Source organism: Pseudoalteromonas sp. PB2-1, assembly GCF_045040605.1.
GTDB lineage: Bacteria > Pseudomonadota > Gammaproteobacteria > Enterobacterales > Alteromonadaceae > Pseudoalteromonas > Pseudoalteromonas arabiensis.
The window spans coordinates 453,568-467,457 of sequence record NZ_CP090667.1; the positions used below are offsets into that span (position 1 = coordinate 453,568).

Annotated in this window: 13 protein-coding genes; 9 read left to right on the forward strand and 4 right to left on the reverse strand. The window is 41.5% G+C overall.

Going from position 1 to position 13,890, the window contains the following annotated elements; genetic code table 11:
• Nucleotide 1: 1 nt before the first annotated feature.
• The 6 genes from L0Z67_RS02170 to L0Z67_RS02195 all read left to right on the forward strand — a co-directional run bounded on the left by L0Z67_RS02170 (nucleotide 2) and on the right by L0Z67_RS02195 (nucleotide 6,607).
• Nucleotides 2-514, forward strand: a complete 513-nt coding sequence (locus L0Z67_RS02170) for a pilus assembly protein PilP (RefSeq protein ID WP_062567302.1) — start codon at nucleotides 2-4, stop codon at nucleotides 512-514.
• Between the two features lie 52 nt (nucleotides 515-566).
• Nucleotides 567-2,579 carry a type IV pilus secretin PilQ gene (locus L0Z67_RS02175; protein WP_405128702.1) on the forward strand — a complete coding sequence of 671 codons (2,013 nt, stop codon included), beginning with the start codon at nucleotides 567-569 and terminating at the stop codon, nucleotides 2,577-2,579.
• Nucleotides 2,580-2,758: 179 nt separating this feature from the next.
• Entirely contained in the window at nucleotides 2,759-3,277 is a 519-nt protein-coding gene (gene aroK, locus L0Z67_RS02180) for a shikimate kinase AroK (protein ID WP_036973192.1), read from the forward strand.
• A gap of 26 nt (nucleotides 3,278-3,303) precedes the next feature.
• A complete protein-coding gene (gene aroB, locus L0Z67_RS02185; RefSeq protein WP_237114771.1) occupies nucleotides 3,304-4,374 on the forward strand; it encodes a 3-dehydroquinate synthase in 1,071 nt (356 codons plus the stop codon).
• The gene (locus tag L0Z67_RS02190; protein WP_237114772.1) at nucleotides 4,374-5,711 is read left to right on the forward strand and encodes an AAA family ATPase; all 1,338 of its coding nucleotides are present in this window, start codon (nucleotides 4,374-4,376) and stop codon (nucleotides 5,709-5,711) included. The genes aroB and L0Z67_RS02190 overlap by 1 nt, the downstream gene beginning before the upstream one ends.
• Nucleotides 5,712-5,764: 53 nt before the next feature.
• Nucleotides 5,765-6,607 (forward strand): Dam family site-specific DNA-(adenine-N6)-methyltransferase, encoded by an 843-nt coding sequence (locus tag L0Z67_RS02195; RefSeq protein WP_062567306.1) that lies wholly within the window; start codon nucleotides 5,765-5,767, stop codon nucleotides 6,605-6,607.
• Here L0Z67_RS02195 and L0Z67_RS02200 read toward each other — a convergent pair.
• Nucleotides 6,579-6,764: a DUF2970 domain-containing protein gene (locus tag L0Z67_RS02200; protein WP_062567307.1), complete on the reverse strand. Its 186-nt coding sequence runs from the start codon at nucleotides 6,762-6,764 to the stop codon at nucleotides 6,579-6,581. The two genes, L0Z67_RS02195 and L0Z67_RS02200, sit on opposite strands and share 29 nt — an antisense overlap.
• A gap of 5 nt (nucleotides 6,765-6,769) precedes the next feature.
• Nucleotides 6,770-7,066 carry a hypothetical protein gene (locus tag L0Z67_RS02205; RefSeq protein ID WP_062567308.1) on the reverse strand — a complete coding sequence of 99 codons (297 nt, stop codon included), beginning with the start codon at nucleotides 7,064-7,066 and terminating at the stop codon, nucleotides 6,770-6,772.
• Between the two features lie 317 nt (nucleotides 7,067-7,383).
• On the opposite strand from L0Z67_RS02205, the gene rpe reads away from it, so the two are divergent.
• From rpe to trpS, 3 genes are read left to right on the forward strand one after another with little or no spacing between them, the layout of a single operon-like run.
• Nucleotides 7,384-8,070: a ribulose-phosphate 3-epimerase gene (gene rpe / locus L0Z67_RS02210; protein WP_062567309.1), complete on the forward strand. Its 687-nt coding sequence runs from the start codon at nucleotides 7,384-7,386 to the stop codon at nucleotides 8,068-8,070.
• Nucleotides 8,067-8,732, forward strand: coding sequence for a phosphoglycolate phosphatase (locus L0Z67_RS02215; RefSeq protein WP_193988245.1), 666 nt, complete (start codon nucleotides 8,067-8,069; stop codon nucleotides 8,730-8,732). The genes rpe and L0Z67_RS02215 overlap by 4 nt, the downstream gene beginning before the upstream one ends.
• A 46-nt stretch (nucleotides 8,733-8,778) precedes the next feature.
• A complete protein-coding gene (gene trpS, locus L0Z67_RS02220) occupies nucleotides 8,779-9,783 on the forward strand; it encodes a tryptophan--tRNA ligase (RefSeq protein ID WP_062567311.1) in 1,005 nt (334 codons plus the stop codon).
• Between the two features lie 58 nt (nucleotides 9,784-9,841).
• Here the strand turns inward: trpS and L0Z67_RS02225 are convergent, their stop codons facing one another.
• Nucleotides 9,842-10,900 carry a hypothetical protein gene (locus L0Z67_RS02225; RefSeq protein ID WP_062567312.1) on the reverse strand — a complete coding sequence of 353 codons (1,059 nt, stop codon included), beginning with the start codon at nucleotides 10,898-10,900 and terminating at the stop codon, nucleotides 9,842-9,844.
• 12 nt (nucleotides 10,901-10,912) lie between these two features.
• Nucleotides 10,913-13,732 carry an excinuclease ABC subunit UvrA gene (uvrA, locus tag L0Z67_RS02230; protein ID WP_237114773.1) on the reverse strand — a complete coding sequence of 940 codons (2,820 nt, stop codon included), beginning with the start codon at nucleotides 13,730-13,732 and terminating at the stop codon, nucleotides 10,913-10,915.
• Nucleotides 13,733-13,890: the final 158 nt, after the last annotated feature.

Sequence of the window (13,890 nt, forward strand, 5' to 3'; positions counted from 1 at the left end):
CATGATGAGTTTATTGCTCAGTGCCTGTAACGATGATACCTCTGAGCAAAAAGAGTTTATTGATCAGGTTAAAGCAAGCACAACGCCGAAGGTCGAGCCGATTCCACAAATGGCGAATTTTGAGTATTTTGAATACAGTGCGGGTAAAATGCGCAGCCCATTTGTCGCCCCTAAGCCTGAAATTATTCAAAATAATCTCGTGCAGGTAAAAAACTGCTTACATCCCGATCCTGACCGTGTTCGCCAGCCACTAGAAAAATACCCGTTGGATAATTTATCAATGAAAGGAACAATTGGCCGAAGTGGTCAAACATGGGCACTGATCAAAGCGGCTGATGAAACTCTTTATCGGGTTACCGTTGGTAATTATCTTGGTTTGTATCATGGCGAAATAAAAGAAGTGCATGACAATTATATACAATTATTAGAATTAATCCCTGATGGGGCTGGTTGTTGGAAAGAGCGTCTGACAAAACTAGAAATGTTAGAGGCAAATACAAATGGTGCAAGTTAATCGTATGAAAAGTAAAAACAAAATGCATAAAGCAACGACTTGGTTAAATGATATGCATAAATATATATTAGCTGCATTAGCTTTTTTTATGGCGCAAGCTGCTGTAGCCGCTCCATTATTATATGACATACGTTATAACCCATTAATGAAGGGCGAGACACAATTACAACTCGTCTTTGATGAAGCACTTACCTTTGAGCCAAAAGTGCAGGTGTATAACACGCCAGCTCGTATTGAGATGCTATTCAGTGATGTAGGCGTTGATAACGGTGTTCGTGATGTAGCCGTAAACCAAGCAGGTATAAAGCATGTTACAAGCACAATGACTTCTGAAGGTCTAAAAGTGACAGTGTCTTTAGAGCGTTTGAAAATTTATAAAACAATAGCTAAAGATAACATAGTCAGCTTACATGTTTCGGACAATCCAATCACATCCGACGAAGCCGATCCTCTTTCTGCAAAGAACAATTATATCAATACAATTCAGTCGATAGATTTTCGCCGTGGTGAAAAGGGAGAAGGGCGTGTACTTGTATTTCTGCAAGATACGCAAGCTGCCATCGACGTTCACGAAAGTGGTGGGAAAATTGTTGCAGAGTTTCATCACACAGATATTTTAGATGATCTACTTTATCAATTAGATGTACTTGATTTTGGCACTGTGGTTAGCTCAATCGAAACCTTTAAAGAGGGTAATATGAGCCGTGTTGTCATTGAGCCTAATGCGGCGTTTAAATTTACTCATCAACAAATAGAAAATATTTTCACCCTCACTGTTGAAAAAGATGATTCACAGCGAGCCTACCTTGATGGTGGTATAGAGTATCAAGGTCGACCAATGACCTTAAACTTTCAAGATATTCCGGTGCGCGCCGTTTTGCAGATTATTGCTGGCTATAATGAGTTTAATCTAGTGACCAGTGACTCTGTAACAGGAAACATCACATTACGCCTAGAAGGTGTACCATGGGATCAAGCGCTGGACGTTGTGTTAAAAGTCAAAGGTTTAGACAAACGTATGGATGGCACGATTTTAATGGTTGCGCCATCTGAAGAGCTTGCAGCCCGAGAAGCAAAAGAGTTAAAAGCGAAACAACAAGTTGAAGACTTAGAGCCTCTATACAGTGAGTACATTCGCCTTAACTACGCAAAAGCAGAAGAGTTTGCGGACTTATTAAAAACCGACACCAATAGTATCATTTCTGCGCGTGGTAGTGTGTCAGTTGATAAACGCACTAATACACTGCTAATCAAAGATACCGCAAAGAGTATTGAAAGTGTTCGCCGTATGGTTGAAACCTTAGATATTCCGGTAAAACAAGTGGTGATTGAGTCACGTATGGTAACAGTACGAGACAATGTTCAAGAAGACTTGGGGGTTCGTTGGGGCTTTAGTGATCAACAAGGGAGTGATGGGATTGCTGGCACATTAGAAGGTGCAGAGACGATTTCGAATGGGGTTATTCCTAATTTGTCTGATCGACTCAACGTTAATTTACCAATCTCAAACCCTGCGGGAAGCATTGGTATGCATGTAGCAAAACTTGCAAATGGCACCTTAATTGATTTAGAGCTGACAGCGCTTGAAGAAGAAAATAAAGGTGAGATTATTGCAAGTCCGCGTATTACAACAGCAAATCAGCAAAAAGCGCGTATAGAACAAGGTACTGAGATCCCTTATGTTGAAGCGGCATCAAGTGGTGCAACAACGGTGAGCTTTAAAAAAGCAGTATTAAGCTTAGAAGTAACACCGCACATCACGCCAGATAACAAAGTCATCTTAGATCTTGTGATTACACAAGATACACGTGGTGATACTGTTCAGACACCAACAGGACCTGCTGTAGCGATTGATACCCAACAGATTCAAACGCAAGTGTTGGTTGAAAACGGACAGACGGTTGTGCTTGGCGGTATTTTCCAACAGCAAATCGTCAATTCAACAAAGAAAGTCCCCCTATTGGGTGATATTCCGTACTTAGGTGTTTTATTTAGAAGCACCAGTGAATTTAATGAAAAAAGAGAGTTGTTGATCTTCGTAACACCAAAAATTCAAATCGATTAGGTGATTTTTTCTTAATCAACGAGCAATTAACCTGTTTAATTGCTCGTTATCTGGCTTTTTATGTTAATTGACTTGAAATACCCAATCAATTACTGAGATAATCCCCTCCTTAATTTTGGGGCCAGGTCGTTAGGCGGGGTTTTATTTCAAATTTTAGAGTTCGTTTGTACTAAAAAGATATGGCTGAGAAACGTAATATATTTCTAGTGGGCCCTATGGGGGCTGGCAAAAGCACAATTGGTCGTCACATTGCTGACCAATTACACCTTGAATTTTTCGATTCAGATCAAGAGATCGAGCGTCGTACTGGAGCAGATATTGCTTGGGTATTCGATCTTGAGGGTGAAGAGGGCTTTCGACTTCGTGAAGAAACTGTTATTTCAGACTTAACTGAGATGCAAGGTATCGTTCTTGCAACCGGTGGTGGTTCTGTGATCAGTAAAGAAGTACGTAACAAGCTTTCTGCTCGTGGTATTGTTGTATACCTTGAAACGCCGATCGAAAAGCAAGTTGCACGCACGCAGCGCGACAAGCGTCGTCCATTATTGCAAACAGAAGAAGCACCGCGCGATGTATTAGAGCGCTTAGCTGAAGAACGCGAACCGCTATACAAAGAAGTCGCTGATTTTGTTGTCCGCACTGATGAACAAAGCGCAAAAGTTGTTGCTAATCAAATCATCGAGAAATTAGATTTTTAAAAACCAAGAATAAAAGGAAACTAGCGATGCTTGAATTAACTGTTAATTTGGACGAGCGAAGTTATCCTATTTATATTGGTCAATCTGCACTTCAATACCAAGGTCGACTCCGTGAACATATCGGTGATTGTCGACCTGTTATTATCACCAACGACACTATTGCACCTTTATATTTAGATGATGTAATGAGGTCGTTGGCTGATCATAATCCGCTCTCTTTTATTATTCCTGATGGTGAACAATATAAGTCACTAGAGTGGTTTGAAAAGATTTCAGCATTTTTACTTGAGCATAACTGTGGCCGAGACACCTGCTTAATAGCTTTGGGTGGTGGTGTGGTTGGCGATTTAACGGGCTTTGTGGCAGCGTGTTATCAACGTGGCGTGCCGTTTATACAAGTACCAACAACCTTACTATCACAGGTCGATTCCTCGGTGGGTGGTAAAACAGCGGTAAATCATCCGTTAGGTAAGAACATGATTGGCGCTTTCTATCAGCCACAAGCGGTGTTCATTGATACTAAGTCTTTGCATACGTTGCCTGAGCGTGAGTTTGCAGCAGGTATGGCTGAAGTCATTAAGTATGGCCTGATCTACGATACAGAATTATTTGCTTACCTTGAGCAAAATATTGCCAACCTTAAATCACTCGATGAGCAAACATTACAACACGTGATTTACCGTTGCTGCGAAATTAAAGCGCTTATTGTTGCTGAAGATGAAAAAGAAGCGGGCCTGCGTGCATTATTGAATCTAGGTCATACGTTTGGTCATGCGATTGAAGCACAGATGGGCTATGGTAATTGGCTACACGGTGAAGCGGTTGCAGCGGGTATGGTATTGGCGGCAAGACTAGCACACAAGCGTAATGATTTATCACAACAAGAGGTTGAACGTATTGAAGCGCTTATTGCTCAATACGACTTACCTGTGGAAGCGCCAGATGAGATGACTTGCGAGCAGTTTCTTACCCACATGCGCAAAGATAAGAAAAATAAAAAAGGCACCATTCGCTTTATTCTTCCTACAAAATTTGGTCAATGTGCGCTGGTTAGTGATGTAACTGATCAGCAGGTTTGTGATTTACTTATACGCTAATGCAATCGCAAATATTGCCTAGCCGTGCTGCGCTAGTTGATCGAATCGCCCTACAGTTTGAATATGGGCAAAACCTGATATGTTTATTAGGTCCTTCTGGTTTAGGGAAAAGTTATCTATTAGAAACTTTTATTACCGATAAGTATCTTGAGTTTAATAAAGCTTTTGTGCAACTTAACGGTAAGATGACGGATCAACAATTTGTTACTGATTTACTCGAACAGAATTTTCGCAACCCGCTTATCGATCACTCATTAACACTTTCAGAGAACTTTTATCAGCTCTATAAGCAGCAGCCATGTGGCGATTGTTTATGGGTTATCGATGGTGGTCGTCACCTATCAGAAGAGCTTGTTCAGCAGCTTGAGCTTATTGCCAAGCAAAGCCCCAGTACGCTCTATATCCTAATAGCCTCGCAATCGGTAGGGCAGTTTACACAAGCCGTAGAAATTCATCTTGAAGCCCTCAATATGAGTGAGAGTAAACAATTGATGCGTTGGTTTTTTCCTAACTTGCCAGTTGAAGAAGACCCTGTTTTTCGCACTTTTGTTGAAGAAGCAAAGGGTAATCCAGCTCTTTTATTGGCTTGGCAGCCACAAGAACACACCGCTGATATTCGTGAACCTGAAAAAAGTTATAAATTACTCTACTTACTCTTATTACTGTTAACGACCATGCTGCTGATAATTGGCTTTTTATACAAGGCCGATATGACCGAGTGGTGGAAAGAGCATTATCAACAAGATACAACAGCAAAGGTAGCCACTGCGCTGCCAGCTGAAAAAATCATAGCACCAACTGACAAAGCACTTGAAAAAGCACCTATTGAAACCGCTCAGCAACAAAGTAATGGGCAAGAACAACCTGTTGCTACGCTATCACATGAAAATAACGTATCAGCAATTGTTGATAGTTTAGCTATTCCTGTACCTGCTGAACCTCAAGAAACGGCAGAAAGTGATGATACCGCCACTGATTTAGAAGGTGCACCAGCGGAGCAAAAGCAGCTAACAGAGCCCGCTGAGGTTGCAACGTTAACAGGAAATGCCTGGTACTTAGCTGAACCTGATGGGCACTTTGTTATTCAACTGCTGGCTGTAACTAAACAAGAAATTACCGATAAGTTTATTACAGAAAATAACTTACAGGATACAGTTCACATATACCAAGCACTACGTAATGGTACACGTTGGTGGATTGTTACTTCCGGCAGTTATGAAAGCTTAGGTGACGCAAAAAAGGCTGCTTTACAGCTTTCTGATAATGTGCGTAAAAATCAGCCTTTTTACAAAAAAATAAGTAAAATTAAGCAAGAAATCGCCTCACTAGATCAGTAAAATAAAACAGATTAGTGTAGAATCGCGCAACACTGAATTGAAGTTAAGAGCAGATGCAGCAAAAGACCAGAGCCTTCCTTAAGTGGGCAGGTGGAAAATACAGCTTAGTAGAAGATATTCATGCCCGTTTAAAAAAAGCGAGCGCGAGCGCTGATACCTTAGTTGAGCCTTTTGTTGGTGCAGGTTCTGTTTTCTTAAATACAGATTTCAAGCATTACATTCTTAATGATATCAATGCAGACCTTATCAACCTATATACCGAACTAAAACGCACTCCGGATGAGTTTATTAGTGATGCGAAAAAACTATTCGTTGAATTAAACAATCATCCTGAAGCTTATTATGAGTATCGTGTTCAGTTTAATCAAAGCAATGATGTGTATGAGCGTGCTATCTTATTCTTATACATGAATCGCCATGGCTACAATGGCTTATGTCGCTACAACCTCAAAGGCATTTTTAATGTGCCTTTTGGTAAATATAAGCGCCCATATTTTCCTGAAAAAGAAATGAGCTTTTTTGCGCACAAAGCACAGCAAGCAACCTTTACTTGCTTAGGTTATGACGAAGTATTTAAGCTTATTCCTGAAAATGCGGTTGTTTACTGCGATCCACCTTATGTGCCGTTAAGTAAAACGGCCTCGTTTACCTCGTATGCGAAAGGGGGCTTTAATTTAGATGATCAAGCTAACCTAGCAAATCTGGCAGAGCAAACAGCATTTGAAAATAACACTCCAGTGCTTATCTCAAACCACGATACAGTGTGGACTCGGAAAATATACAGCCAAGCAGCACTTGATGAGATTCAGGTGAAACGCACAATTAGCCCAAAAGGGGGCTCGCGGAATAAAGTAAATGAGTTGATGGCTATGTATTTAGCACCAAAGAAACGGTGAAATAAATAGCCGCTACGAATAAGCTAAATAACACAAGAGCAATAACAATGATTGTGCTTAATGAGTGCTCTTTGAAATCGGCCTGACGTTTGTTTTCTGATTGCACACCAAAAAAAGCAGCAAAAACACTTTGTAATGCGCTAAAAAACTTACTCATCGGGCTTAAAATTTCGAGCCTAAACTACTAACTTTTTTTGATTCTTCACTACTTGTTAGTAATTCTAGTAAATCTAAATAATGGAATTGTGCGCTGCGGCTATCGCCTGTAAGCCAAGAAAACCAACCAGTTTCTTGTTCGGCTTGCATACATTGATTAGCACTTGTAGAAAGGCCTGTTGTGTTACATTGACAATTTGATGCAGTTAATAAAAAGTCGTCATTCGCAGTTGAAAGCGAATGTGCAAAAGCAGCAACAGTCAGTGCGGACGCGATTAAGATCCCAGTTTTAAAAGCACGCATGGTAATAACCTTTGTTTATGTTATTTTGCCAAGCATACCTAACAATTGCTCAAATAACAAACTTAATTACTGCTGAATTTAAGGAAAAATTAATAAAATTAGTGTCTTGAGGTAAGCTTTATGTTTAATTTTTGTGTGTTAAAACCTAACTATGCGAATAAATTAAATAATTTATTACTCATACTCAAGTTTAGTTAGCTGAATGGACTAGTTCACTGTATTTATTTACCTCACAAAGAGCGCAGTGTTTTAATCGGCTAGCTATTGGGTTACATTATGCGCTCTTCTTGCTGTCGCAAATTATAATGGAATTTCTCATGTTGGAAACATTACAAAAGTATTTAATAGCCCCGTCTATACTCTCGGCCGATTTTGCTCGCTTAGGTGAAGATGTTGATCGTGTACTCGCAAGTGGCGCTGATGTTGTACATTTTGATGTAATGGATAACCATTATGTGCCAAACCTAACTTTTGGCCCGATGATTTGTAAAGCACTGCGTGACTACGGCGTGACGGCACCGATTGATGTACATCTCATGGTAAAACCAGTCGATCGAATTATCCCAGACTTTGCAGAAGCAGGCGCTTCAATTATTAGTTTTCACCCTGAAGCCAGTGAACATATTGATCGCACCTTGCAGCTCATAAAAGACAGTGGCTGCCAAGCAGGTCTGGTGTTCAACCCTGCAACCAGTCTTAGCTACCTTGAACATGTACTCGATAAAGTCGATGTAGTGTTATTAATGTCGGTTAACCCAGGCTTTGGCGGCCAAAGCTTTATTCCTCATACCCTCGAGAAGCTTCGCCAAGCGCGTAAAATTATTGATGACTCAGGTCGCAATATTCGTTTAGAAGTTGATGGTGGTGTGGGTATTGATAATATTGCCGAAATAGCAAAAGCGGGCGCTGATATGTTTGTCTCAGGCTCTGCGATTTTTAATCAACCAGATTATAAAGCGGTAATCGATGCAATGCGCAGTGAACTTGCGAAGGTTGATTCATGAAATACGATGCAGCATTTTTTGATTTAGATGGCACCTTAGTCGACAGTGTTTATGATTTATATATTGCAATGAACCTGACTCTGACTGACTTAGCATTTCCAGTTGTTAGCCAAAAGTTGGTCGAAAGCTGGGTGGGAAATGGGATAGAAACACTTGTTAAGCGCGGCTTGAGTGGCGATATGCAAATCAGTGAACATTTAGACGAAGCCCTTGCTGAGCGCGCTATTAATTTGTTTTATCAGCATTATGACCACGTTGTGGGTGACTATAGTGCGCTTTATCAGCATGTAGAAACAGGGCTTGCTGCGCTTGCTGGTATGCCTAAAGTGGTGATCACCAATAAGGCACGTCGTTTTACCGAGAAGTTACTTGATAAACTCTCACTGACCAGCCATTTTCAGCTGATTGTCTGTGGTGATGATATGGCAAAGAAACCATCACCTGAGCCTTTGCAGTTTGCATGTCAGCAACTTGATGTAAGCCCAGAAAAAGCGGTTATGATAGGCGACTCAAAAAGTGATATTTTGGCTGCCAAAGCGGCTAATATTGAAGTTGTTGCGCTAAGCTACGGCTATAACCAAGGTGAAAACCTCGCTGATTTCAATCCAGAGTACCTCTGCGAGAATTTCTTAGATATAATACCTGTTCTTACCCAAAGGTAAGTGCATTTTAAATTCGTCTTTTTAAGTAAAAATATAAAGGAACATCATGAGTAAACCAGTAGTGTTAAGCGGCATTCAGCCAACCGGTGGTATGACAATAGGCAACTATGTTGGCGCTATTAACCAGTGGCTTAAGCTACAGGAAGACCACGAAAGTTTCTTTATGTTAGTAGATTTACACGCCATTACTGTACGTCAAGATCCAGAGCAACTACGCTCTCGCGTGCTTGACGGTATTGCGCTGTATGCAGCATGTGGTATCGACCCTGAGAAATCGGCACTATTTGTACAATCTCAAGTGCCTGAACATGCTCAGCTTAGCTGGGTTTTAAACTGTTATGCGCAAATGGGTGAGCTTAACCGTATGACGCAGTTTAAAGATAAGTCGTCAAAGCATGCGAATAACGTAAATGTGGGTTTATTCTCTTACCCTGTGCTGCAAGCGGCTGATATCTTGTTATATCAGGCTGATCAAGTGCCAGTGGGTGAAGATCAAAAGCAACATCTTGAGTTAACACGGGATATTGCAACACGTTTCAATAACTTATACGGTGATGTGTTTAAACTACCTGAACCATACATCCCTGAGTTTGGTGCACGTGTAATGAGCCTGCAAGATCCGTTGAAAAAAATGTCTAAGTCAGATGAAAATCCAAACGGTTACATCATGTTATTAGATGAGCCGAAGAAGATAGAAAAGAAACTGAAAAAAGCAGTAACAGATTCTGACGAGCAAGCGCGTATCTACTTTGATCGTGAAGAAAAACCAGGTGTATCTAATTTACTCACTTTATTATCAGTTGCAACTAAGCGCTCAATTGAAGACTTAGTGCCTGAATATGAAGACAAAATGTATGGTCACCTGAAAAAAGACACAGCAGCAGCTGTTGTTAATATGATTGAGCCAATTCAAGCGCGCTTTAAAGAAATTCGCGAAGATCAGTCACTACTTGATAGCATTATGAAATCAGGTGCTGAAAAGGCGAGTATCCGCGCTGAAAAAACATTAAAAGCTGTTTACGATGCGGTAGGTTTTATCCCTCGTCCGTAAGCTTTTCAACAAATTATTGAAATAAAAATACCGCTTAATAGCGGTATTTTTTTGTCTGCTATTTAGTAACTGGCAAGATACCTGGTGAGTCACAAGCTATCACTTCAAAGCGGTAGCCATACTCCGCATTGTTATCTGGGGTTACTTGCACAATTTCATAATCATTGAGTTCAACCGCTTTACTGTTTTCTGTTTTTACACAGCGGGAGTAACTATCTGCCTCAAAGCTGTATGCAAACATGGCAATTAAGCGTTTACTGCGTTCAAAGTAGCCTTTGGTATCTAAAAACTGGCGTAGGTTTTCGGCTGTTTCGCCATCACCGTCAAGATTTATGTCAGGCTTTGGTGTGAGTGGTTTCTCTGAGCTGTCTGGCAATTGTTGTTCTATTTTTTCACTGAGTTCTTCTACCGCTTTTTGTTGCTCTTCACCTGACTCTTTAGCAATGGCTTTACTATCTGCAAAGGTACTGACAATGTTGTCGAGTACTTCTTCAGGCGGTTGGTCGTCAATAAAGGAAATTAGGTTAATCAATACCACTGACGCTAATACAAAGCGCACTATGGCGGTTAATAGTGGCGAATAGCTTTGGCTTATAAACTTAATTCGCTCAGAGCCAAATGGTTTTATCAGTAATAAAGCAAAAATATAGAAGGGTAAAAAAAGTTGAAATAATAATAGGGTCGCTAGGCTAATGCCCATCGCCCAAGGGGGTAAATATAAGAGAGTGGCAAAGTTATGCGTGTAGTTAAAGTGAGTTGATGAGACATGAGTTACATCGTTTACAATACCGCTCGCACCGGCCAATACAAAGTTAGCGATACTGGCGTAGAAGATTAAAATTAACGCTTTGCCTGCAAGTGAATGCCAAAGCTGATTAAATTTCGGCCAAAACTCTATAACGAGTGCTATGATCGTAATGGTTGCACTTAACCAGCCCGATTGTAGAACAATCAGGCTGCTTAATGCTAACAGATAAAGCTTTTGCGCGGTACTTAAGTTAAACCAAATGGCTTGTATACGTTCAACCAGCTTTGTTTTATGTGGCTGCCAGCTACGCTGCTGTTGTTGAAGCTGTTTATTCGCGCGCCATTTTGCAATTTTTAAATACCTACGCACGCAATATCCTTTTTATAGTAGTGGTTTTAAGTATCTTCCAGTGTGTGAACGCTCACAATCAGCGACCTCTTCAGGTGTACCAGAAATTAAAATTTCTCCCCCACCTGAACCGCCTTCTGGACCTAAATCGACAATCCAGTCTGCGGTTTTAATCACATCAAGATTATGCTCAATAACGACTATGGTGTTACCGTGATCGCGTAAACGGTGGAGCACTACCAATAATTGCTGAATATCAGCAAAGTGTAAACCCGTAGTTGGTTCATCAAGGATATATAAGGTTTTACCGGTATCGCGTTTTGACAGTTCACGAGCCAGTTTCACACGCTGCGCTTCACCACCTGAAAGAGTCGTTGCAGCTTGACCTAAGCGAATATACGACAAGCCGACATCCATTAAGGTTTGTAGTTTACGTGCAATAGCGGGAATTTTATCAAAGTACTCACGGGCATCTTCAACAGTCATTTCGAGTACTTGGTGAATGTTTTTACCTTTGTACTGTACTTCGAGTGTTTCGCGATTATAGCGCTGACCCTTACACACATCACAAGGCACATACACATCCGGTAAAAAGTGCATTTCTACCTTGATTACGCCATCGCCTTGGCACGCCTCACAACGACCACCTTTCACGTTAAAGCTAAAACGACCCACTTTATAGCCACGTGAACGGGCTTCTTGAGTACCTGCAAATAGCTCACGAATACCAGTAAAAATGCCGGTGTAAGTGGCAGGGTTTGAGCGCGGAGTACGGCCAATCGGGCTTTGGTCAATATCAATCACTTTATCAAAATGATCTAGGCCCTTGATTGACTTGTACGGAGCCGATTCAGCGGTCGTTGCGCCATTTAACTCGGTATGAGCCAGCTTAAATAAAGTGTCGTTGATAAGCGTTGATTTACCTGAGCCTGATACACCTGTGACACAGGTCATTAAGCCAAATGGAATACGTAAATCAACGTTCTTTAAGTTGTTACCTGTGGCACCAAATAACTCAAGCCATTTGTCGGTAGTTTGATGACGAGACTCTGGTACTTCGATTTTCTTTTCACCAGAGAGGTACTGACCGGTGATTGAATCTTTACTTGCTAGAATATCGTCGTGAGTACCCTCGGCAATAACATGGCCGCCATGAACACCCGCACCTGGGCCAATATCGATAATATGATCCGCTGCTCGAATGGCATCTTCGTCATGTTCAACCACAATCACTGTATTGCCTAAATCACGTAAATGAATAAGGGTTTTTAGTAAGCGGTCGTTATCGCGTTGGTGTAAACCAATTGAAGGCTCATCCAGTACGTACATAACACCAACAAGACCTGCACCGATTTGGCTTGCTAAACGAATACGCTGCGCTTCACCACCAGACAGGGTGTCGGCACTTCGCTCAAGCGATAGATAATTAAGGCCTACATTAATTAAGAAAGATAAACGGTCACGAATTTCTTTGAGAATTTTTTCGGCAATTTGCGCGCGCTGGCCTGTCAGACTTAAACTTTCAAAAAATGCCATGCTTTCACCAATACTCATTGTGGTGATAGCTGGTAGATTCGTTTGACCAATAAATACGTGGCGAGCTTCTTCACGCAATCGAGAGCCATGACAGCTCGGACACGCTTGGCTCGTTTGGTATTTAGCCAGTTCTTCGCGCACTGAGTTTGACTCGGTTTCACGGTAGCGGCGATTCATATTATTTAAAACGCCTTCAAACTCATGGTTACGTGTAATTAAATCGCCACGGTCATTGCGGTAGTTAAAGGCAATTTTAGTTTTACCTGAACCTTCAAGAATCACCTTTTGAGCCTCTTTACCAAGCTCTTGGAAAGGCACTTCTAGGTCAAACTTATAATGCTCTGCGACAGCTTGCAGCATTTGGAAGTAATAAAAGCTGCGTTTGTCCCAGCCTTTAATGGCACCGCCCGATAAGCTTAGCTCTGGATTTTGCACAACACGGTTTGGATCAAAATACTGACGCACACCTAAACCATCACAGCTTTGACATGCACCAGCTGGGTTATTAAATGAGAATAAACGTGGTTCAAGTTCACTCATGGCATAGCCACACGTTGGGCAGGCAAAGTTGGCAGAAAACAGCATGTCTTCGCTGAGTGAGTCGTCCATCGCCGCTACATGGGCAATACCACCTGATAGCTCAAGGGCTGTTTCGAATGATTCAGCTAAACGCTGTTGTTGGCCATCTTTTACTTTAAAGCGGTCAACCACGACCTCGATAGTATGCTTTTTATGAAGCTCGAGAGTCGGTGGATCAGATAAGTCACATACTTCGCCATCAATACGGGCGCGAATAAAGCCTTGGCTTGCGAGTTGCTCTAATAGCTTAACATGCTCACCTTTGCGATCTTTGACTACGGGGGCTAACAGCATTAGCTTGCTACCTTCAGGTAGGGCTAAAACCGTATCGACCATTTGGCTGATCGTTTGTGCGGCAAGTGGCAAGTCGTGAGTAGGGCAGCGAGGCTCACCTACGCGGGCAAATAATAAACGTAGGTAATCGTAAATCTCAGTGATTGTACCAACTGTTGAACGCGGGTTATGCGAGGTCGATTTTTGCTCGATAGAGATAGCAGGCGATAAACCTTCGATGTGATCGACATCGGGTTTTTCCATTAGCGATAAGAACTGTCTTGCATAGGCTGACAGTGATTCAACATAACGACGTTGCCCTTCTGCATACAAAGTATCAAACGCTAAAGACGATTTCCCTGAACCAGATAGGCCAGTGATAACTATCAGCTTATCACGGGGAATGGTTAGGCTGATGTCTTTTAAATTGTGCGTGCGGGCGCCTCGGACTTCAATGTTTTCCATGCTATCTCGTTTTATTACCTAATTATTTTTTCAGTATCTCATAATACGCGATAAGATTAATCCTTGATCAAAGAAAAAATCATCACTTACAGGTGATTATTTAGTTTTCGCTTGTGGTAGAATCCACGCTCAGATTTTAATAGACAGCAAGATCAGTA

What these genes read in the sequence shown, in the direction of transcription:
- L0Z67_RS02170 (WP_062567302.1), top strand. Translation starts at nt 2, where the DNA reads ATGATGAGTTTATTGCTCAGTGCCTGTAACGATGATACCTCTGAGCAA.
- L0Z67_RS02175 (WP_405128702.1), top strand. Translation starts at nt 567, where the DNA reads ATGCATAAATATATATTAGCTGCATTAGCTTTTTTTATGGCGCAAGCT.
- aroK (WP_036973192.1), top strand. Translation starts at nt 2,759, where the DNA reads ATGGCTGAGAAACGTAATATATTTCTAGTGGGCCCTATGGGGGCTGGC.
- aroB (WP_237114771.1), top strand. Translation starts at nt 3,304, where the DNA reads ATGCTTGAATTAACTGTTAATTTGGACGAGCGAAGTTATCCTATTTAT.
- L0Z67_RS02190 (WP_237114772.1), top strand. Translation starts at nt 4,374, where the DNA reads ATGCAATCGCAAATATTGCCTAGCCGTGCTGCGCTAGTTGATCGAATC.
- L0Z67_RS02195 (WP_062567306.1), top strand. Translation starts at nt 5,765, where the DNA reads ATGCAGCAAAAGACCAGAGCCTTCCTTAAGTGGGCAGGTGGAAAATAC.
- L0Z67_RS02200 (WP_062567307.1), bottom strand. Translation starts at nt 6,764, where the DNA reads ATGAGTAAGTTTTTTAGCGCATTACAAAGTGTTTTTGCTGCTTTTTTT.
- L0Z67_RS02205 (WP_062567308.1), bottom strand. Translation starts at nt 7,066, where the DNA reads ATGCGTGCTTTTAAAACTGGGATCTTAATCGCGTCCGCACTGACTGTT.
- rpe (WP_062567309.1), top strand. Translation starts at nt 7,384, where the DNA reads ATGTTGGAAACATTACAAAAGTATTTAATAGCCCCGTCTATACTCTCG.
- L0Z67_RS02215 (WP_193988245.1), top strand. Translation starts at nt 8,067, where the DNA reads ATGAAATACGATGCAGCATTTTTTGATTTAGATGGCACCTTAGTCGAC.
- trpS (WP_062567311.1), top strand. Translation starts at nt 8,779, where the DNA reads ATGAGTAAACCAGTAGTGTTAAGCGGCATTCAGCCAACCGGTGGTATG.
- uvrA (WP_237114773.1), bottom strand. Translation starts at nt 13,732, where the DNA reads ATGGAAAACATTGAAGTCCGAGGCGCCCGCACGCACAATTTAAAAGAC.